This is a genomic window from Comamonas guangdongensis (assembly GCF_041079535.1).
Lineage (GTDB): Bacteria > Pseudomonadota > Gammaproteobacteria > Burkholderiales > Burkholderiaceae_C > Comamonas > Comamonas guangdongensis.
The window spans coordinates 198,466-219,163 of the sequence record NZ_JBFYGN010000008.1; the positions used below are offsets into that span (position 1 = coordinate 198,466).

At 61.7% G+C, this 20,698-nt stretch carries 14 protein-coding genes; 4 read left to right on the plus strand and 10 right to left on the minus strand.

What is annotated here, in order from left to right; all coding sequences use genetic code 11:
* Nucleotides 1-92: 92 nt before the first annotated feature.
* The 3 genes from gyrB to AB6724_RS09685 all read left to right on the plus strand — a co-directional run bounded on the left by gyrB (nt 93) and on the right by AB6724_RS09685 (nt 5,642).
* Nucleotides 93-2,663: a DNA topoisomerase (ATP-hydrolyzing) subunit B gene (gene gyrB, locus AB6724_RS09675; RefSeq protein ID WP_369338308.1), complete on the plus strand. Its 2,571-nt coding sequence runs from the start codon at nt 93-95 to the stop codon at nt 2,661-2,663.
* 213 nt (nt 2,664-2,876) lie between these two features.
* Nucleotides 2,877-4,355 carry an McrB family protein gene (locus tag AB6724_RS09680; protein ID WP_369338309.1) on the plus strand — a complete coding sequence of 493 codons (1,479 nt, stop codon included), beginning with the start codon at nt 2,877-2,879 and terminating at the stop codon, nt 4,353-4,355.
* Between the two features lie 24 nt (nt 4,356-4,379).
* Nucleotides 4,380-5,642, plus strand: coding sequence for an McrC family protein (locus AB6724_RS09685; RefSeq protein WP_369338328.1), 1,263 nt, complete (start codon nt 4,380-4,382; stop codon nt 5,640-5,642).
* A 19-nt stretch (nt 5,643-5,661) separates the two neighbouring features.
* Here the strand turns inward: AB6724_RS09685 and AB6724_RS09690 are convergent, their stop codons facing one another.
* The 5 genes from AB6724_RS09690 to AB6724_RS09710 all read right to left on the minus strand — a co-directional run bounded on the left by AB6724_RS09690 (nt 5,662) and on the right by AB6724_RS09710 (nt 11,782).
* A complete protein-coding gene (locus AB6724_RS09690; protein WP_369338310.1) occupies nt 5,662-6,216 on the minus strand; it encodes a very short patch repair endonuclease in 555 nt (184 codons plus the stop codon).
* A 1-nt stretch (nt 6,217) separates the two neighbouring features.
* On the minus strand, nt 6,218-8,596 hold the full coding sequence (locus tag AB6724_RS09695) for a DNA cytosine methyltransferase (protein ID WP_369338311.1): 2,379 nt from the start codon (nt 8,594-8,596) through the stop codon (nt 6,218-6,220).
* A gap of 153 nt (nt 8,597-8,749) precedes the next feature.
* Nucleotides 8,750-8,959, minus strand: coding sequence for a ribbon-helix-helix protein, CopG family (locus tag AB6724_RS09700; protein ID WP_369338312.1), 210 nt, complete (start codon nt 8,957-8,959; stop codon nt 8,750-8,752).
* 312 nt (nt 8,960-9,271) lie between these two features.
* Entirely contained in the window at nt 9,272-9,889 is a 618-nt protein-coding gene (locus tag AB6724_RS09705) for a glutathione S-transferase family protein (protein WP_369338313.1), read from the minus strand.
* Between the two features lie 180 nt (nt 9,890-10,069).
* Nucleotides 10,070-11,782 carry a methyl-accepting chemotaxis protein gene (locus AB6724_RS09710; RefSeq protein WP_369338314.1) on the minus strand — a complete coding sequence of 571 codons (1,713 nt, stop codon included), beginning with the start codon at nt 11,780-11,782 and terminating at the stop codon, nt 10,070-10,072.
* Between the two features lie 232 nt (nt 11,783-12,014).
* Between AB6724_RS09710 and AB6724_RS09715 the strand changes: the two genes are divergently transcribed.
* Nucleotides 12,015-12,416 (plus strand): YkgJ family cysteine cluster protein, encoded by a 402-nt coding sequence (locus AB6724_RS09715; RefSeq protein WP_369338315.1) that lies wholly within the window; start codon nt 12,015-12,017, stop codon nt 12,414-12,416.
* 12 nt (nt 12,417-12,428) lie between these two features.
* Here the strand turns inward: AB6724_RS09715 and AB6724_RS09720 are convergent, their stop codons facing one another.
* The 5 genes from AB6724_RS09720 to AB6724_RS09740 all read right to left on the minus strand — a co-directional run bounded on the left by AB6724_RS09720 (nt 12,429) and on the right by AB6724_RS09740 (nt 20,137).
* A complete protein-coding gene (locus AB6724_RS09720; protein WP_369338316.1) occupies nt 12,429-13,826 on the minus strand; it encodes a sensor histidine kinase in 1,398 nt (465 codons plus the stop codon).
* Nucleotides 13,826-14,530, minus strand: coding sequence for a response regulator transcription factor (locus AB6724_RS09725; protein ID WP_369338317.1), 705 nt, complete (start codon nt 14,528-14,530; stop codon nt 13,826-13,828). The genes AB6724_RS09720 and AB6724_RS09725 overlap by 1 nt, the downstream gene beginning before the upstream one ends.
* Before the next feature lie 72 nt (nt 14,531-14,602).
* Nucleotides 14,603-15,880, minus strand: a complete 1,278-nt coding sequence (locus tag AB6724_RS09730) for a TolC family protein (RefSeq protein WP_369338318.1) — start codon at nt 15,878-15,880, stop codon at nt 14,603-14,605.
* Nucleotides 15,858-18,971 (minus strand): efflux RND transporter permease subunit, encoded by a 3,114-nt coding sequence (locus AB6724_RS09735; protein ID WP_369338319.1) that lies wholly within the window; start codon nt 18,969-18,971, stop codon nt 15,858-15,860. Before AB6724_RS09735 ends, AB6724_RS09730 begins: the two co-directional genes overlap by 23 nt.
* Before the next feature lie 20 nt (nt 18,972-18,991).
* Nucleotides 18,992-20,137: an efflux RND transporter periplasmic adaptor subunit gene (locus AB6724_RS09740; RefSeq protein WP_439329846.1), complete on the minus strand. Its 1,146-nt coding sequence runs from the start codon at nt 20,135-20,137 to the stop codon at nt 18,992-18,994.
* Nucleotides 20,138-20,698 lie beyond the last annotated feature (561 nt).

The window sequence follows — 20,698 nt, forward strand, 5'->3', positions numbered from 1 at the left end:
TCGTCCTGTAACGATTTCGGGCAAGTATTCATTTGAAAGTTATGCAGGTCAGGCGCCAACAGCTTCTGACTTTGTAGCAGCAAGGTAATTTCATGACCGAAGAGAACAAGCCAGACACCCAGACCGCCGCGGATGCAGGCGGCTATGGCGAGGGCGCGATCCAGATCCTTGAAGGCCTGGAAGCCGTGCGCAAGCGCCCGGGCATGTACATCGGCGACACCTCCGACGGCACCGGCCTGCACCACCTGGTCTTCGAGGTCGTGGACAACTCCATCGACGAGGCCCTGGCCGGCTACTGCGACGACATCCTGGTCACCATCCACGCCGACGGCTCGCTGTCCGTCATCGACAACGGCCGCGGCATTCCCACCGGCGTGAAGATGGACGACAAGCACGAGCCCAAGCGCTCGGCCGCCGAAATCGCGCTGACCGAGCTGCACGCGGGCGGCAAGTTCAACCAGAACAGCTACAAGGTCTCGGGCGGTCTGCACGGCGTGGGCGTGTCCTGCGTGAACGCGCTGTCCGTCTGGCTCAAGCTCACCGTCAGCCGCGACGGCCGACGCCACGAGATCGACTTCTCGCGCGGCTTTGTGCAGAACCGCCTGATCGAGGTCGCGGACGGCGTGGAAATCTCGCCCATGCGCGTGGTCGGCCCCAGCGACAAGCGCGGCACCAAGGTGCACTTTCTGCCCGACCAGGAAATCTTCAAGGAGAACTTCGAGTTCCGCTACGAAGTCCTGGCCAAGCGCCTGCGCGAACTCTCCTTCCTGAACAACGGCGTGCGCATCCGCCTCAAGGACGAGCGCGACGGCCGCGAGGACGATTTCTCGGGCGCCGGCGGCGTCAAGGGCTTTGTGGAGTTCATCAACGGCGCCAAGAAGGTGCTGCACCCCACGACCTTCCATGCCATGGGCACCCGCCCTGCCGACAGCTACGGCGGCATTCCCGGCACCGAGATCGGCGTGGAAGTCGCCATGCAGTGGAACGACAGCTATGCCGAGCAGGTGCTGTGCTTCACCAACAACATTCCCCAGCGTGACGGCGGCACCCACCTGACCGGCCTGCGCGCGGCCATGACCCGCGTCATCGGCAAGTACATCGCCGACAACGAGCTGGCCAAGAAGGCCAAGGTCGAAGTGACCGGCGACGACATGCGCGAAGGCCTGTGCGCCGTGCTGTCGGTCAAGGTGCCCGAGCCCAAGTTCTCCAGCCAGACCAAGGACAAGCTGGTCAGCTCGGAAGTGCGCGCGCCCGTGGAAGACATCGTCAGCAAGCTGCTCACCGAATACCTCGAGGAAAAGCCGGGCGACGCCAAGATCCTCTGCGGCAAGATCGTGGAAGCCGCGCGTGCGCGCGAGGCCGCACGCAAGGCCCGCGAAATGACGCGCCGCAAGGGCGTGCTCGACGGCATGGGCCTGCCCGGCAAGCTGGCCGACTGCCAGGAGAAAGACCCGTCGCTGTGCGAAATCTACATCGTCGAGGGTGACTCCGCCGGCGGCTCCGCCAAGCAGGGCCGCGATCGCAAGTTCCAGGCCATCCTGCCGCTGCGCGGCAAGATCCTGAACGTGGAAAAAGCCCGCTACGAAAAGCTGCTCTCCAGCCAGGAAATCATCACCCTGATCACGGCCCTGGGCACCGGCATCGGCAAGGCCAGCGAAGACGGCAACGGCAAGAGCGGCGCCGACGACTACAACGTCGACAAGCTGCGCTACCACCGCATCATCATCATGACCGATGCGGACGTGGACGGCGCCCACATCCGCACCCTGCTGCTGACCTTCTTCTACCGCCAGATGCCCGATCTGGTCGAGCGCGGCCACATCTACATCGCCCAGCCGCCGCTGTACAAGGTCAAGAACGGCAAGGAAGAGCTGTACCTGAAGGACGGCCCGGCCCTCAACAAATACCTGCTCAAGATCGCGCTGAACCATGCCTGCGTGAACACCGGCGGTGCCAACGGCCGCAGCATCGAAGGCGAGGAGCTGGCCAAGCTGGCCGACATGCATCTGGCCGCCGAAACCGTCATCGAGCGCCTGTCCAACTTCATGGACGCCGAAGCCCTGCGCGCCATCGCCGACGGCGTGCAGATCAAGCTCGACAGCATCGAGGAAGCCCAGGCCTGCGCCCCGATTCTGGAAGCCAAGCTGCGCGAGCTGACCACCACCGGCGTGCCCGCCGATGTGACGGCCGAGATCGACCCCAACAGCGAGCACCCCATCCTGCGCATCAGCCGCCATCACCACGGCAATATCAAGAGCTCCATCTTGACCCAGGAGTTCGTGCGCAGCCATGACTACGCGGCCCTGTCCGATGAAGCGCAGAACTTCGTCGGCCTGCTGGCCGAAGGCGCCAAGGTCACGCGCGGCGAAGGCGACAAGGCCAAGACCGAGAAGGTCGGCGACTTCCGTCAGGCCATGGCCTGGCTGATCTCCGAAGCCGAACGCACCACGGGCCGCCAGCGCTACAAGGGTCTGGGCGAAATGAACCCCGAGCAGCTCTGGGAAACCACCATGGACCCCAACGTCCGCAGCCTGCTGCAGGTCAAGATCGGCGACGCCATCGAGGCCGACCGCGTGTTCACCATGCTGATGGGCGACGAGGTCGAGCCACGCCGCGACTTCATCGAGACGAACGCGCTGCGGGCGGGGAATATCGACGTTTGATTTGGCAAGGCATTTGTCGGGTGACAGAGAAAGTGAAAACTGTGTCGAGTTAGTGAAATATCGCTGGCGCAGTTATCTAGGTTTCCTTAGGTCGCCAGACATAGATTTGTGCCGAGATGTGTCAGCTGATGGCGCCAACCCTAACCAAGGTCTACTTGAAATCTGACGCGGTGATTACATAGTTTCTGGGGAGACAGAATGGTTGGACCAACGATGAAGATTCTGTGCGGCCCGCCTGGTACAGGGAAGACCTACAGAGCAGCACGTGAAGCTGCCAAGGTTTTGGAGCCAGAGAGGTTTGCTGAAGCACTAGCGAGTGCGAGCTCTGAGGAGGCGATCCGCGGATTGCATGATCGCCTAGTAGCCGAAGGACGAATACTCTGGGTGACATTTCACTCAAGCTATTCGTACGAAGACTTTATCGAAGGCTATCGACCTATTGTTGATGACGAAGGTCGCCTCGCCTACCGTGTCGTTGATGGGCCATTCAAGTCACTTTGTCTAAGAGCGGGATCAGAAACAGACCTGCAAATTGGCGAGCAGCTATTCGACGGGCGGGGCCAACCAGCAGGAGTTGTAATTGACAAGGATGCTGGCGGTTGGACGGTAAGAAGCACGCCTGCGCGTGCAGATCAAGTTGCGGCTTACTACGATAGATACGTTCCAAGATCCGTGATTGAGAGGATTATCTCGATGGGGCTTCAGCCCCAGATTTTTTCTATTCCAGGCAATGGAATAAGAGATCTCGCTGATTTTGGAATTGATCCTGCGGATCCGGACCTTCCCGCTCCAGTCGGCGACGAAACGGCAACGTCGCGAGATGGATTGGTCATAAGACGCTTCATCTCAGTGCGAACGCGCATGTTTTCGACTATCGATCTAGGAAATTCTTCGCACTATGGCGCCGTCATGAGAAAGCTCTTGCAACTGCGTGCGCCTGGAGTACGAAGTGGTACATCTGTTGCGCTAGTTATTGATGAGATCAACCGTGCGGAGCCATCGCGAGTATTCGGCGAGCTACTGACCTTGTTGGAAGCCGACAAACGCCGAGGCATGCCAGAAGAAAAGCGGATCTGGCTGCCATACTCAAAAGAGCTGTTCACCGTACCCCTGGGCATTTCCATCATCGGGACCATGAACACGGTTGATCGATCTTTGACGGCGTTGGATTTCGCTATGCGTCGCCGATTTGAGTTCGAGTACATTGGACCTGAGACCTCGCTGCTTGCCCATGCACTTGGTGGCATTGACATCAGGGCTCTACTTGGTCGATTGAACTCGAGAATTCGGATGCTGCTAGGTGCAGGGCATGAGTTTGGGCACTCCTACCTGATGTCGGCCAAGCTGGATGCTATTGCTCAATCGCGCGGATGGATGGGTATGCCAGATGCTGAGATTCGGTCTCTCGCTCGCGTATTCCGTACCGCCCTGATTCCAACTCTTGCAGAATACTTCCATGATGACTGGCGAAAAATCCGCGCAATAGCAGGTGAAGTGCGAAGCGATGCTGAGCTAATCTCCTTGTTCAGCTCAGTTGAAGCCGATCCCGTCTTTGCAGAGAGACTTCCTGAAGAGTACGAATTGGGTGAATCCCAAGCACCAATTTTTGCCGATTGGTGGGATCCGGATGGAGTCAATTGGGATGCGCACAAGTTCATTCGTTTCTGTACCGCTTTAGCGGCGGGAACCTGAATTCTTAGGAGCCTGGATTTGACAGTGCTCACTACATGGGAAGGCATGCCGATTCAGATACCCGAGGGTACTGACAGTAACTCTTTTAAAGCACGGGTAATGAGGGTTTCAGAATCAATTCCATTCCCGGCTTTTCGGATGAGTAAAGGCAGACTGTGCGCCGCAGAGGTTGTTGGAACTATTCAGGTAGGCAACATTCGTATCAACGTTCTGCCCAAGACTGATACCGCCGAAGAAGCGAGAGATGCAGACTTTCTGTTAAATATTCTTCGTGCTGCAGGCTACCTGCGTCGGTCACACACAAACTCAGGGGCTGTTCGATCTACTGTTCGCGATCCACTGGAGGTCATAATCTCAGAGGCTGCTGCGGAGTTGAGTTTGGCGTTGACTGACGGGGTGCCACGTCGTTACCAAGAGAAGCGTGAGGACTCGAGAACCTTGAGAGGTCGCATCGATTTTACGCGACTCGCGACGAAACTACCCGGTGATCTCACCGTTCTACCAGTTAGGCATACGCCCCTTACGACCCAAAATGATTTGGCACGTTGTCTCTTATGGCTGACTACAACTTTAGCCAAGATGACTCGAAGTAGTACCAACCGGCAGCTGCTCACAACTTTATCTACGAGATTGAAATCAGCTTGGGAAGGTGCCCACCCGGTTCCCATATCTTCATTTATCGATCTACAGCTTTCTCCCTCCGAGGTTCATTGGGAGCGCGCTCTATCTTTGGCCAAGCTGCTTTCTCAAGGCCAATTTGTCGATCCTACGTACGCAGGGGATACCAGCGGATTCACAATGCTCTTTCCATTGCAGCATTTGTTTGAAAGAGCGATGCAAAAAGTCTTGGTTGAGACTTTGAGTGACTGCGGGATTGTCGTGAAAAACAGGGCACAGCCTTTGTTTCTGCTTCATGGAGATGACAATGGTGAAGAGGTCTTACGCCTGAAACCTGACTACTTGTTCCATCGCGAAAGCAAACTGATCGCCGTAGCCGATGCAAAGTGGAAGCGACTCAATGAAAATGCTCGGGCATATGGTGCACGTCGAGAAGATTTCTATCAGGTCAACGCATACTTGGATACGTTCGCGGTGGACAACTCTTTTGTCTTTGTGCCTCGAGCACCGTGGATGTCACCTACGTGGGTGAGTAGTTATAAGGTGACCCACAGCAGGCAAAAAATCCACTTGATTGGGGTAGACATAGAAAAGCTGGTCAGCCATCGGAATGATGCCAAGACCGCGGCACGTGGTGCTTTGCGACAAGCACTTCTGACAGTTATCTAGTACTAATAAGACTGCAGATTTACCTCTTAAGCGGATTGCGGTGACGATGCTCATATCTACAGGCGCCTCGATTGAAAAGGTCTTCAATCAACCATAGTTCTGTATCGTCTGATTGCGGATCAACGCTGGTGACGACAAATCGGCTTTCATTGCTTCTAGGAGAGCTGTTGTGCGCACACAGCACTGTAGCAACAACTTGGTTTAGTTCCCCTTCGACCTCGTGTTCCCAGAAACGCAGAACCGTCCATCCTTTCTCAACCAACAGGGATGTCTGAGCTTGATCGCGTGCCGTATTGCTTCTCAATTTTTCTGCCCAGAACTCAGATCTAGATCGCGGACGCACGTAGTGCAAGGGACAACCGTGCCAAAAGCATCCATCGATGAATATGGCTAGTCTGCGCGACTTGAACACGATATCAGGCCGCGTCCCCTCAATCTTGCTGTGTAGGCGATATCGCAAGCCCTTCTTCCAAAGGGCTTTTCGAAGCAGGAGTTCAGGCCCTGTATCTGTGCCACGAATGCGCGACATGTTCGCGCTGCGCAGAGCCACTTTTTTTGTTTCTAGGTCATCCACGTTATGCGCTTCTGCGATCCTTGCTCTGCCGCGATGCGTCTACTAGTGCCAGAACCTTTGCGACCCGTTCGGCAAACTGCAAGCTCAACAGCGGTGGAACTGCATTACCGACAACCTTGAAGCCATCAACCAGTCCAACGCTGCCGAATTTGTAGTCATCGGGAAAGGACTGCACTCTCGCGGCTTCTCTCACCGAGAGGGTTCTAGGAACCGTTGGGTGCACGTACGCATAGGTGTCCTTGGACATATGGCTCACAACGGTTTTTGATGGCAGCGAGGCATTCATTCGCGCCAACCAGTCACCGTGAGCACCTTCGCGTTTATGTAGATAGGTCTGCGTCAGGAGATGATGCTGTTCTTCGCCAGGCGCCGGTTGTATGCTCTCCAGAAGTAGTCGGAGAGTGAGAGAGCCATCTACAGAGGACACCAGTGTCTCAAGCGCCTTTGGATCCACACCGAGCTTTTGCGCAAGTGTCGGTTCCTGCGCCACAGAGGCCTGGAGCGTTGTCAGTATTTGCGACAACAACTTCAATGTTGGAGCCTCGTCACAGCGGTAGTCCATCCACCGCTTTCCTGGACCCATCAGACCAAAGAAAGCGCTATCGTCTGGCCGTGGCGGACGCGCCAAGTGACCATCGACAGAACTTGTACTGTGTGTCCATGATCTGTACACATCGGCCGCAGTTGCCGTTTCCAGTGAAATCGGAAGACACGACGCAATGACTGAGGAACCCATGCTTACATCGGCTTGATTCGCAAACAACGGCTCAGGAAGACCCTCAAGTGCGACTTGAAGAGGTACTGGCTCCCTGACTTGCAGTGACAAGCACCATGAAGCTGCATTCATTCCTGCAAGAGCCCCCTCCAAATCACGACGGATACCGGCCATGACAAAGCGCTCTCGCGTTTGTGGGACAGCATGCTTGGACGCAACAACAATCTTTCGGGCGACGGCATAGCCCAAGCCTCTTGCCGAGACGGCCTCAATGGACTCCGCAAGTATGTCTGCAGCATCGAATTCGATACCTTCAGATCGCACCACTGCTTGAAAGTGTCGAACATTCTCAAACAAGAACACTTCAGGTGCCAGCGCTGAAACAAAGAGCACGTACTGGTGCATCAATTGATTGCGGCTGTCCACGGAGTCTTCATCTTCTTGGACATGGACGCTCTGCTCTCTTAGGCTACGAATCTTGCCCCGACCGATTCTGCTGAAGCCTTGACACGGAGGTCCACCAAGCAGCACAGACACTTGGTGCCCGCCCTCGTAGATTTCTCGCAGGCGACTTTGAACAATCGGGTTATCAAGGAACGTAATTCGGACTGCTTCTCTAGCTGCGCGCCAGCTAATCCAATACTCGCGCACCAACAGCATTGGCTTGGTGTCCAGCAAAGTGATGAACCGATTGATCCGATCTGCAGCCGAGGCCAACTGCCCCCTACCAGAGCCTTCAGCGCGGGTAATGAGCTTGTTCAGCTCAGAGGTCCAGAGCTTGCGTGCCTTGGCTTTGCATGACTTGATAAGCTTCTCATCCGCTTCAATGGCTCCGCGTACTGCGTCTGGAGAGATCTGTCCATCGTCGTGCCAAATGAGGGGGCCAAGCTTCGGATATCCGATGCTGGTGGTCGGAAGCTTTGTTGCGCTATGAAAGCCAATCACAGAAGTCTGACCAAGCGAGCTGGACCCTGCATTTCGAAGTGCAACTACGTATTCAGGTTCGCCTCTGAGCTCACTCAATTGACGCTGAAAGCGGGCATCAATCTCCCGAAGTGTCTGGCGTAGCGTGCCAATGCTGTAGGGACCCAAGGACATCAAAGCTGACGACAGCCCTTGATCGCCTGTCGTCCGTGCAAGGTGATCCAAGTAGAAAGCGAGGATCTCTGCCTCGTTCATGAACTCGGCAATGTCACCACGCCTAGCGATAGGCAATTGCCCGCTGGGAGAGGGATGGTTGTCATTGAAGACCCTAACCATCGGCTCCTCGATGTCCAGTGCCATCGCGATCTGGTAGACCTGCCCGTCTTTGAAGCGCTCAAATCCCAGAGACATGCCACCGCAGCCGCAGAAAAGGTCTATTACATAACGTCGTTGAGCGGGAATCAGCTGAGGCGGAGCAAAGTCCACCAGTTGAGGATATGTTGGCTCAACATCCGAGGCAGGAGACGTGGATTCCACTGCTGCGGCGACTCCCGTGCGTTGAACGGCTGCCCCACTCAACCACAATCGATATTTGGCGAGAGAGTCGCTTCGAGCGTACTCACCAGAGAGATGGCGCTTTAATACGGTAATCCCAACACCAATGGCACTGGCTGCCTCACCTAGGCTCAGAGCCTCTGCTTCGATGCGACGGCGAAGTTGTTCGATGATTGGATCAGCCATGGCATTCATTGATAGACATCGGAAACGGTCGGTGCGATCTGGATCGAACGACGTGGAAAAACAAGCGCGACTTAAGACTCTTGTCGTGCGGTCGACTAATTAGATTGATCCAACTTGATGGCGAAGGACACAGCAATCGCGCCAGAACAGAGTTCATGAGTGGAACTCCTGTTCAAGCAATCGATAGATAGCAAGGTTGATAACCGCTGCACGGCTCTGCCCCATTGCAGCCGCGAGCTGATCGACCTTGGAAAGAAGATCAGGGGTGATCGTGTGGGATATCTGAAGTCGCTCCCCTTTCCATACACCCTTTGTCTTCTTTGAAGCGGGCGGTCGCCCTTTCGTGGGTTTCTTTACTAGCACAGAGCTACGCCATCTTTATGTTGAAGAATTTTAATATTAATATAACATGAAAAAAAAGTAAATTTATATTTATTTAATATTAAAATATGCAAATCTTTGCGCTGATAGCACTGCACTGAGGGGTTTAAACCAACCACAATCCACACTCGCTAGCTCCGTCCCCAAGACCCGCATCTGTGGATGGTTGCCGGGAAACTATTCCGTGTATGAGGACAAGTAGCTACAAGACGCAGCCCGTTCGGATACCAAATGACATCAATCTTTGGCGACCAACGTTGTTCATTTCGGAATAGCTAGACAACGCCTGCACAATCACCCCAGCCTCTGCACCGAAGCCCTTGCCTTCACGCGCTCGAAATGCGCCGCCACACGCGGGAACTCGGTGATGTCCACGCCGTCCCCCTTGAGCCAGCCGGCCACGGTGTACAGATAGCCGTCGGCGACGGTGAACTGCTCCCCCATCACCCAGGTCTTGTCGCCCAGGTAATGCTGCTCGATCACGGCAAAGCAGTCGCGCATGTTCTGCGGCACCTTGGCGCGCATGGCGGCCTGGGCGGCCTCGTCGTCGGCCCAGCGCGAGGCGCGCGGGCGGTGGGCGTGGGCGATGTGCACGGTGGCGGCCAGATAGGCATTGAACTCCTGCAGCTGCGCCAGCGCGAACGGGTCGTCCAGCGGCGCGAGATTGGCCTGCGGATAGCTCTGGGCCACATACAGCAGCAGCGCGGGAACCTCGGTCAGCACGCCGCGCTCGGTGACCAGAGCGGGCACGCGGGCCTTGGGGTTGATGGCCAGGTATTCGGGATTACGCTGCTCGCTGTCGGCAAAGTTCAGCGTCTTGAGCGTGAACTGCGCGCCGGCCTCATGCAGCGCGATGAGCACGGCCTGAGCGCAGGTGCCGGCGGCGTAGTACAGCGTGAGTGGGGTAGCCAAGGTCCGTCTCCTTTGATGATCAGCCGCCCAGTGTAGAGCGTGCGGTGCAGCGGCGTTCCCCTGAGCTGCAACCGCCAGGCCTTGGGTTGCGGGGGACCGGAAACCGGTCCGCCTCGCAACGCGGATTTCAGGCGATATCCGCCTGAAACCCATGCAGACTCAGCGCTGGAAGCTATCGTTTCAGAAATTTTCCCAATCGCCTTCGGCATCTTTGGTCGCGGGGGCGGCCTTGGCCGGGGCCAACGCCACCTGGGGAGCGGCTGCCGCACGCACCGGCTGGCGCACGGCCCCGGGCCTGGCTGCGGCAGCCTGCGCGACGCGCGGCGCGGCGACGGCCGGGCGCAGGGTGGCGCCGCCGTTGATGCGGAACACGCTGACGGCAGCGGCCAGATCGCCGGCCTGGGCCTTGAGCGAGCCGGCGGCCGCTGCGGCCTGCTCGACCAGCGCGGCATTCTGCTGCGTGACCTGGTCCATCATCGAGATGGCCTGGTTCACTTGGTTGATGCCCGCGCTCTGCTCCTGGCTGGCGACGCTGATCTCGGCCACCAGATCGCTGACGCGACGCACGCTCTGCACGATGGCGTCCATGGTGCGGCCGGCCTCGGCCACCTGGCTCGAGCCCTCCTCCACCTTGGCGACGGAGTCGTCGATCAGGCCCTTGATGTCCTTGGCGGCAGTGGCGCTGCGCTGCGCCAGCGCGCGCACCTCGCTGGCCACCACGGCAAAGCCGCGGCCCTGTTCGCCGGCACGGGCCGCTTCCACGGCGGCATTGAGCGCCAGGATATTGGTCTGGAAGGCGATGGAGTCGATGACGCCGATGATGTCCGCGATGCGGCGGCTGGAGGCGTTGATCGCGTCCATGGTCCCGACCACGCCGCCCACCACCTGCCCGCCCTCGGCGGCCGTCTGCGAGGCCGTGGAAGCCAGCTGGCTGGCCTGGCGCGCGTTGTCCGCGTTCTGGCGCACGATGCTGGTCAGCTGCTCCATGGAGGCCGCGGTCTGCTGCAGCGAGCTGGCCTGCTCCTCGGTGCGCGAGGACAGGTCCTGGTTGCCCGCGTCGATCTGGCCCGATGCGGTGGCAATGCTCTCGGCGCCCGAGCGCACGCGCGCCACCACCGACGAGAGGCTGGCATTCATCTCGTCCAGAGCGCTCAGCAGCTGACCGGTTTCGTCATGGCTGCGGGCCTCGGGCCGGCTGGTCAGGTCGTTGGCCGCCACGGTGCGCGCCACCTGCACGGCCTGCGCCAGCGGCCGCGTGATGCCGCGCGTGAGCCACCAGGCGCAGACCGCGCCCAGGGCCAGGACCAGGCCGCCCAGCACGATGAGCCCGCTGCGGCTTTGGACATAGGTGGCGGCAATCTGCTGCGCCGTGTTGTCGATACTGGTGCGCTGCATGTCCAGCAGGCGCTGGATGAGGGCAATGTAGTGATCGGTGGCCGGCAGATAGGCCTGATTCAGCAGACGCTCGGCCTCCTCCACCTGCCCGTCGAGCTTGGCCTTGACGGCCTGGTCGCGCGAGGAAAGATAGGCCTTGCGCGCCAGCATGATCTCGGCCCACAGGGCTTTCTCATCCGCGCGCTCCAGCAGAGGCTCGATGCGCTTTTGCAGCTCGCCCGATTCGCGCGTGCTGGCGGCAGCGTCCGCGGCAAAGAATTCGCCCAGCGACGGATCGCTGCTCTTGACGATGGCCGTGGTGCGGCGCGAGCCGGTATAGACGTAGCGGTACCAGTCGCTGATCATGCGCTCCACGGCCAGCGGCTGGCGCGTCATGTCGTTCGTGGCCTGGGCCACGGCGCCGAGCCGCCAGAGACCAAAGACGGTCATCAAGGCCGTCAATAGCAGGATGATGGCAAAACCGCCTCCCACGCGGGTGCCAATATTCATATTTTTCATAATTTCCTTGCTTCAAGATCGGAACGGGAAGCCGCCAAGGCAACACCGCAGATATGGGAATTATCCGGTGCCCCGAACCGGCCCCGGCCCGGTCCCCGCATCGCCCCCCAAGCGCCTGCCGCATGCGCGACAATTCCCTGGCCGCGGCTCGTCCATCTTTTTCGCGGCCGGCAGGCGCACGCGCCCCGTGGCAGCATCGCCGTCTTTGTGATGCGCCGTTCCGAGCCCGCCAATGAAATCCTCCATCCGCATCGTCGATGTAGACCGCCTTGAGACCTGGAGCAAGTACCAGTCCGGCATGTGCGACAGCTGCGCCGCCAACTGCTGCACCATGCCGCTGGAGGTGCAGCTGTCGGACCTGGTTCGGCTGGAACTCGTCGACCAGTTCGAGGTCGACAACGTCGATCACAAGCTGATCGCCAAGCGCCTGCTCAAGGCCAGGCTGATCGACCACTACAACCCCAAGCACAACATCTTCACCATGGCGCGCCGCGCCGGCGGCGACTGCAATTTTCTGGACAAGAACACGCGCCGCTGCACGGTGTACGACAAGCGGCCCGAGACCTGCAGACTGCACCCCAAGAAAGGCCCCAAGCCGGGCTTCTGCGCCTACGGCAACAAGGCGCTGTCCTAGCCTCGGGACGACTCAGACGTCGGCCACGGCGGGCAGCCAGATGCGCGCCAGCAAGCCCGGATGGCGGTTGTGAAAACTCAGCTTGCCGCCATGCAGCTGCACGATGGCCAGCACGCTGGCCAGACCCAGGCCATAGCCTTCGCGATCCGATTCCGCACGGTAAAAACGCGTGCTCATATGCTTCAAGGTCTGGGCATCGGCGCCGGGCCCGCGGTCGCGCACGGTGATCTCCACCCCCCAGGCGCCCTCGCCGGCTGTCTCCTGCGCCGGGCCCGCATGCAGCAGCACGTCCATGCCATGTTCGCTGTCCGGTGATGCTCCGTACTTGATAGCGTTGTCCACAAGATTGGCAACGGCGCTGGCGATCAGATCCCCATCGCCAAAGGCCTGGGTGCGGCCCTGTACCGCCAGCCGCAGCACGCCGCCCGTGTCCTCCACCAGCGGCTCGTAGAAGTCCACCACGTCCACCAGCAGCGAGCGCAGATCGACGGGCGCAAAGTTCTTGCGGCTGGCACCGCTTTCGACCTCGGCGATCTGCAGCAGCTTGTCGAACACCACGCCCAGTTCGGCCACCTCCTCGGCCACCAGCGTCAGCGTCAGCGCCTGTTCCCTGGCGCCGGCCTGCTGCGCATTGCGCAGGCGCAGCAGAATGCGCGTCAGCGGGGTTCTGAGGTTGTGCGCAATGGTGTTGGAGACATGGCGTATGCCCTCCATCAAATGCTCCAGGCGATCCAGCATGGCGTTGATATCGCGGTTGAGCAGCGTGAATTCGTCGTTGCGCTGATCGACCGGTATGCGCTGGCGCAGGTCGCCGGCCGCCACGCGCGACATGGTGCTGCGGATGGCGGCGGCGCGCTCGTCCACCACGCGCCGGAACACGATGGCGCCGATCACGGCCATGATGCAGGCGGCGATGGCCGCCATCAGGCTGGCCTGGCCGAACAGATCCTCCATATCGCGCTGCAGCTGCATATCGCTGCCGGCCGCCAGCAGATTGCCGTTGGGCATCTCGGCCACGGCCACGCGACCGATGATGAGGCGGCCGTTGCGCTTGACCGTGAGCTCGCGCACGCCCATGGTGCTCAGCTTGCGGTGCGGAAACACCTCGGCATTGCTGACTATGGGCTCGCCATCCGGGCTCATGAGGATCAGGATTTCGGTATCGGTGTCCACGCCATCCTGAATGGTCTGGCGGATCTCGCTTTGCAGCGCCTCCTGGCCGTATTTGGCCGAGTGCTCCATGAGGCGGCGCAGATGGTTTTCCGCCTGCTTGTCGAGGCGCACGCGCACCACGCCGACGGTCTGCACGTAGAACACCGCCAGCACGATGCACATGGTCAGCACCATCAGTCCGCCATAGCTGAGCGCCAGCCTGAAGGCCAGCGAACTCCAGGGCCTGGAGTGCACCATCAGGCGACCTCGGGCAGGTCCTGCGGGCGGTCCGACAGGCTGTAGCCCACGCCGCGCACGGTGTGTATGAGGGCGGTGGCAAAGCCTTTGTCCACCTTGCTGCGCAGGCGGCTGATGTGCACGTCGATCACATTGGTCTGCGGATCGAAGCGGTAGTCCCAGACCGACTCCAGCAGCATGGTGCGCGTGACGATCTGGTGCGCGTGCTGCATCAGAAAGGCCAGCAGGCGAAACTCGCGCGGCTGCAGCGCCAGCGGCTGGCCCGCGCGCTCGGCACTGCGCGAAATCAGGTTCACGCGCAGATCGGCGACCTGCATCTCGCGCGTCGGCGCCGGGATCTGCGCGCGGCGCACCAGGGCCTCCAGCCGCGCCGCAAGTTCGGAGAAAGCAAACGGCTTGGTCAGATAGTCATCGCAGCCGGCCTTGAGCCCGCGCACTCTCTCGTCCGTAGCCGACAGCGCGCTGAGCACCAGCACCGGCGTCTGCTTGCCCATGGAGCGCAGCGCCTGCAGGATCTGCAGCCCGTCGAAGCCGCCGGGCAGCATGCGGTCGAGGATGATGACGTCCCAGCTCTCGCCCACGGCCTGGGCAATGCCCTGCACGCCGTCACCGCAGACGCTGACATGGGCCCCCTGCTGGCGCAGACCTTCAGCGATGTAACGCGCATTGAGCGCATCGTCTTCGATGATGAGGTAGCGGTACATGCGGTGTCTGTCTCTGGCCGTGGGAGGACAGACACTATAAGCCGTTGCCTGCACCATCTGCGGCGACCGCACTCAGGGCTGCAGCTGCGGCAGATCGCCGCTGGCCAGACGCACCTCCCACTCGGCGTCCAGCATGTCCTTGACTAGCTCCAGATGCTCCAGCCGGTGCTCGTTGATGGACCCCAGCGCGTCGATGAGCTCCAGGATCGTGCCCTTGCCCAGCTTGTAGGCGTCCTGCGCCATCTGGTGCAGGGGCGCGATCTGCGCCAGGCCTTCTTTTTCGTAGTCCTGCACGGCGCTGCGGCGCAGCGCCAGCTGCTGCAGCGCGCGCTGCAGCTCCGACTGCGCGGCCAGCATGGCTGCATCGCGGCGCAGCTCGGCCTGATCGGCCTCGACCTTGGCGCGGTCTATGGCGCCCTGACGGCGGTCGAACAGCGGGATTTCCACGTTCACGCCCAGCTGGTTGAAATTGCCGTCCACGCTGTTGCGGACGCGCGCCACTCCCACGGTCGGCGTGGGCAATGCCTCGCGCTGCTCCAGCTTGATCTTCTGGCGCGCACGCTCCAGCTCGGCCTGCGCGGCGCGCAGCGCCGGCAAGCGGGTCTGAGCGCTGTTCCAGAGCTGGTCGTAACCGGGCTGCAGGCGGGTGTCGGCGGCCTGCAGGCTGCCGGCCACGCGCACCTGCCACTGCGGCATGGCGGCAATGCCGGCCACGCGTGCGGCCGAGTCCTGCAGCGCGGCCTGGGCCTTGCTGACCTGCATCGCCATCTGGGCCTGCTGCAGGCTCAGGCGTGCGCCGTCATAGCGGCTGCGCGTGCCGGCTTCGATCTGGCCTTTGACGATGCGTCCGGCCTTGTCCAGCTCGTCCCGCGCGGCCTGCCAGAGCAGGTAGCGCTGCTGCGCCACCAGCAGCTCGTTGAAGGCATGGGCGGCGTCGCTCATGGTGACCGCCACGGCCACATCGGCATTGGCCAGCGCGGCGTGCTCGCCCAGGCGCGCGTTTTCCATGCGCATGCCGCGCTGGCCGAAGATGGGAATCGGCTGCTCCACGCCCCATTCCTTTTCGCCGCGCTTGCTGCTGTAGTGCACGGCGGGATTGGGGAAGGCCGAGGCCGTGCGGCTGTCGGCCTTGGCCAGGCCGATCTGCATGCGGTCCGCGGCCAGCGCCGGCTGGTTCTGCACCACGATGCGCAGATATTCCTGCAGACTCACCGGCTGTGCCGGTGCCGCAACATGGCCGACGGCGGCGGCTTCGGCACCATCGGCCGCATGGCCGGGGCTGCAGACCGCACAGCACAGCGCGGCGGCCACGGCAAGAGAGTGCCACTTATTCATCCTGAGCGCTTTCATCGCGTTCTTCCTGCGTCAACATGTTCTTGGGGCCCAGCCAGGCATAGAGCACGGGCAGCAGCACCAGCGCCACCAGCGGCAGCACCACCATGCCGCCCACGATCACCGAGGCAAACGGGCGCTGGGTCTCGCTGCCCACGCCCGTGGACAGGGCCATGGGCAACAGTCCCAGCAGTGCCAGCAGCGCCACCAGAACGATGGAGCGCATGCGCTCCGCCGCGCCTTCGATCAGCGCCTGCATCAAGGGCATGCCCTGGCGGCGCAGCTCCTCGACCGCCGAGATCACCAGCAGGCCCGCCAGGGCCACCTGGCCCAGCAAGGCGATGAAGCCAATGGCTGCGCTGATGGACAGCTCGATACGCGCCAGATGCAGCGCCGCAATGCCGCCCACCATGGCAAACGGCGCGCACAGCAGGATGATGCCGGCGCTGCGCGCCTGGCCCAGCGCGCCGAACAGCAGCGCATAGACTATGACCAGAGACAGCGGCACCACCACCTTCAGGCGCGCGGCGGCGCGCTGCTGGTTTTCCCACTCGCCGCCCCAGACCGCCTGATAGCCTTCGGGCAGCTTCACGTTCTGCTTGAAGGTGGCCAGCGTGTCCTTGACGACCGAGCCTATGTCGCGCCCCTCGACGTTGAACTTCAGCGCCATGTAGCGCGCATTGCCTTCGCGGAAGATGGAGGAGTTGCCGATCTTCATGCTCACCGTGCCCACCGAGTGCAGCGGCACGGAGCCGTCATCGGGCAGCGGTATGGCGATGTTGCGGATGCGCTCCTCGTCCATGCGGTCCACATAGGGCAGGCGCACGCGCACCGGCACCGGGTATTCGCCTTCCCACAGGGTGGTGGCGACATTGCCGGCCAGCGCCACTTCCAGCGTCTTCTGCGCGGTCTCCATGGCTATGCCCTGGCGTGCCAGGGCCTGGCGGTCGAACTCCACATGCACCTGCGGCGCGGGGGCATCGCGGTACAGGCCCAGATCGACCACGCCGTCTATGTCCTTCACCAGACCCAGGGTCTGCTGCAGAATGCCGCGCAAGGTGGGGATGTCGGGGCCGAACAGCTTGAGCACCACCTGGCCGCGCGCGCCGGAGGTGGACTCCTCCACGCTGTCGCGAATCGGCTGCGCGAAGTTGAAGGCCACGCCCGGAATCTCTCCCAGCGTGCTGCGCATTTCCTCGATCAGCCCGGGCTTGCTCAGGCCTTTGCGCCATTCGCCATGGGGCTTGAGGCGCACCAGCACCTTGGCCAGATTCAGCGTCTCGTTGTCGGTTCCCGATTCGGGCCGGCCCTGCTCCGTGGTCACGGAGATCACCTCGGGGAAGACCTTGAGGCGCAAGCGCACGTCGCGCAGCACGTCCTGGCCTTTTTCCAGCGAGATCGAGGCCGGCATCTGCACCAGCACATAGGCGTCGCCCTCGTCGAGCTCGGGCAGGAATTCCGTGCCCAGCCACTTGGCGGACACCCCGGCCACGGCCAGCACGGCCACGAAGGCAATGAGCACGGTGGAGCGGCGGCCGGCCGCGTTCAGCACCCCGCCCAGCCAGTGCTGATAGCCATGGTGGGCGCGGTCGAAGATCTTGGGCTCCTCCACCATCACATGCTTGGGTTTGAGCAGCAGCGCGCACAGCGCGGGCACCAGGCCCATGGCAAAGACCAGCGCGCCCAGCAGCGCAAAGCTGTAGGTCATGGCCAGGGGGCGGAAGATGCGGCCTTCTATGCTCTGCAGCGAGAACACGGGGATCAGCGCGGCGATCACGATGGCCATGGCAAACAGCGTGGGCTTGGCCACGGCAACAGCCGAGTCCACGATGATGTGGCGCATGTCGTTGGCGGTCTTGGGCCGGCGCTGGCGCGCGTTGCGGATGATGTTCTCGGCCAGCACCACGGCGCCGTCCACCATGATGCCGAAATCGATGGCGCCCATGGAGATCAGGTTGGCCGGCATGCCCAGCCAGTGCAGGCCTATGAAGGCCACCAGCAGCGACAGCGGAATCACCGTGGCCACGATCAGCGAGCCGCGCAGGCTGCGCAGGAACAGCCACAGCACGGCCACGATCAGCGTGGCGCCGAACAGCAGATTGTGCTGCACGGTCTTGAGCGTATGGCCCACGAGATCGGAGCGGTCGTAGTTGGTGACCATCTGCATGCCCTCGGGCAGGCCGCCGCCGTTGAGCGTCTCGACCCGGGCGTGGATGTCGTCCAGCACCACGGAGGGATTGGCGCCGCGCTTGAGCAGCACGATGCCCTGCACCACGTCGTTCTGGTCGTCCATGCCCACCGAGCCCTGGCGCGGCGTGTGCGACTGCGCCACGCGCGCCACATCGCCTATGGTCACCGGGGCCTTGCCGCGCATGGTGACCACCACCTCCTGGATCTCCTGCGGCGTGCGCAGCAGGCCGATGCCGCGGATGATGAAGGACTGCTCGCCGCGGCGCATCAGACCGCCGCCCACGTTGCGGTTGGACTTGGACAGGGCCTCGCTCACATCGTCGAGAGACAGGCCCAGGGCGTAGAGTTTCTCGGGGTCAACCTCGACATGGAATTCCTTGACGAAGCCGCCTATGCTCACCACATCGGCCACGCCCTGCACCTGCTTGAGCACGCGTACCACATGCCATTCCTGCTGGGTGCGCAGCTGTGCCAGCGTGTGGCGGTCGCTTTGCAGCCGGTAGTAGAAGATCTTGCCCAGCGGCGTGTAGTCGGGCGCCATCTCGGGCGTCACACCGTCCGGCAGATTGGCCTGCGGCAGACGCTGCGACACCTCGGCTCGCGCGTTGAAGCTGTTGGCGTCGTCGTTGAAGACCAGGTTGATCATGGAGAGACCGAAATAGCTCTCCGAGCGCAGCGAGATCAGCCCCGGCGTGCCGTTGAGCTCGCGCTCCAGCGGCTGGGTGATCTGGCGCTCCACCTCCTCGGGTGCGAGGCCCGGCGCCTGGGTGATCACGCCCACCTGCACATTGGTCACATCGGGATAGGCCTCGATGGCGGTCTGCAGATAGGAATACACGCCGTACAGGGCGATGGCCAGCGTGGCGCAGACGGCCAGCAGGCGCCGGTGCACGACGAATGCAATGAATGAACGCAGCATGCTTGAAACTCCTGCCGCGACTACAGCAACTGGCTGGCCGCGCCGTCAAGCAGCAGGCCACCGCGCACCACGATCTTCTCGCCCACCTCGAGGCCGGCAATCACCGGCACCATGCCGCGCGTGGGCCGGCCCAGGGTCACGGTGCGCGCCTCGAACCGGTTGCTCTCATGCTGCACATAGACCACGCTGTGGCTTTCGTCCTTGATCAGCACCGCCGAGACGGGGATCAGCATCTCTTGCAGATTGGACAGCTGCACCCCCACCTTGGCCTGCATGCCGGGACGCAGGGCCGGGTTCTGTTCGCTGAGCTCCACCACCACGGCCGCGCGGCGCGACTCCTTGTCCAGCGTGGCGCCCAGATGGCGCACCTTGCCCTGGAGCGGCTTGGCCAGCTGCGGCAGGTTGACCTGCACCGCGCTGCCCAGGCGGATGCCGGGCAGGTCGGACTCGAACACCTCGGCCACCACGTTCATGGCCTGCGGATCGCCGATCATGAAGAGCGCGGAGCCGGGCTCGGCAGCATCGCCCACCACGGCCTTGCGCGTGGCCACGATGCCCGCACGCGGCGCGCGCAGCTCGATGCGGTCGCCGCCGCCCGAGCCCAGCAGCGCAGCCGTGCCCTGGGCACGGGTCAGCTCCTGCGAGGTCTCGCGCAGCTTGGCCTGGGCCGCGCGCAGATCGACCTCCACGCCCACGCCCTTGTCCACCATGTTCTGCTGGCGCTGGGCCTCCACCACGGCCACGTCATGGGCCGTCTTGGCCGCGGCAACCTCGTAGCGGGTACGCAAGGCATCGGGGCTGACCAGGGTGGCCAGCACATCGCCGGCCTTGACCATGTCACCCACATGCGCGTTGACGGCCACCACGCGTGCCGCCACGGGCACGGAGACCGAGGCCACGCGGTCTTCCACAAACGCCACATGCGCGGGAGCCCAGGCCATCTGCTGGCCCTGGGGATCGGCCACGGGCGCGATCTCGAGCATCTTCACGGACTCGGGCTTGACCTGGAGAAAGCCCTTGGGCAACTGGGCGGCCGGCTTCTGCGGCTCTTCCGTGGCCTTGGACGCGTCGCAACCGGCCATCAATCCAGCCACCGCAATGGCGGCAGCACCCATAGACATTCTTGCCAGCGTCCAGCTCGGCAACCCCGCAAGGCTCTTGTTCATCGTTCACCCTTTATTCCACGACCGGGAAGTGAAGGGCGGCGCCGCCCCATTTCCGGTGATGGCAGCCATGCTAGGAATCGTTCACGCGCGCGTGGGTGACGCCTGCATTACGGTTTGGTAAGGGCCGCCATCCAACGCGGGCTCGGCCGGGAAGCACGCGCCAGGAGCGCCCGACCTCCGGAACTCAGCCTTTCGCTCGCCGCCAGGCCTCGATTGCCGTTTTTTTCAGCAAAACGCGGCCTGCCAGCTCGATTCGCCCAAAAAACAGGCAATCATCATGTAATTTTTCATACATGAGTACTAAAAGTAGCCAGTTTTTCTGATTGACCGGCTTACCTCTCGCGAATCCCCGCACCGGCAATTTCCATGAAAAAAAGCACCCAATCCATTGTTGAACTTTGGATATCTACTATCAAAAACAGAGCAGTCGACTTGTCCACGCAGTGGATAGCTTGAGCGGGGTCTCATGCTCACCGGGCGAAAAAGCACTTCGGACGCGGGAGCATGCCCCAACCCGACCAGCGGTGGAAAAAAGACCGGCCCAAGCCGCCCATGCGGCAA

Bases quoted from the DNA above. Each gene is read 5' to 3' on its own strand.
- gyrB (WP_369338308.1), top strand. From the start codon at position 93: ATGACCGAAGAGAACAAGCCAGACACCCAGACCGCCGCGGATGCAGGC.
- AB6724_RS09680 (WP_369338309.1), top strand. From the start codon at position 2,877: ATGAAGATTCTGTGCGGCCCGCCTGGTACAGGGAAGACCTACAGAGCA.
- AB6724_RS09695 (WP_369338311.1), bottom strand. From the start codon at position 8,596: ATGGCTGATCCAATCATCGAACAACTTCGCCGTCGCATCGAAGCAGAG.
- AB6724_RS09710 (WP_369338314.1), bottom strand. From the start codon at position 11,782: ATGAAAAATATGAATATTGGCACCCGCGTGGGAGGCGGTTTTGCCATC.
- AB6724_RS09715 (WP_369338315.1), top strand. From the start codon at position 12,015: ATGAAATCCTCCATCCGCATCGTCGATGTAGACCGCCTTGAGACCTGG.
- AB6724_RS09720 (WP_369338316.1), bottom strand. From the start codon at position 13,826: ATGGTGCACTCCAGGCCCTGGAGTTCGCTGGCCTTCAGGCTGGCGCTC.
- AB6724_RS09725 (WP_369338317.1), bottom strand. From the start codon at position 14,530: ATGTACCGCTACCTCATCATCGAAGACGATGCGCTCAATGCGCGTTAC.
- AB6724_RS09730 (WP_369338318.1), bottom strand. From the start codon at position 15,880: ATGAAAGCGCTCAGGATGAATAAGTGGCACTCTCTTGCCGTGGCCGCC.
- AB6724_RS09735 (WP_369338319.1), bottom strand. From the start codon at position 18,971: ATGCTGCGTTCATTCATTGCATTCGTCGTGCACCGGCGCCTGCTGGCC.
- AB6724_RS09740 (WP_439329846.1), bottom strand. From the start codon at position 20,137: ATGAACAAGAGCCTTGCGGGGTTGCCGAGCTGGACGCTGGCAAGAATG.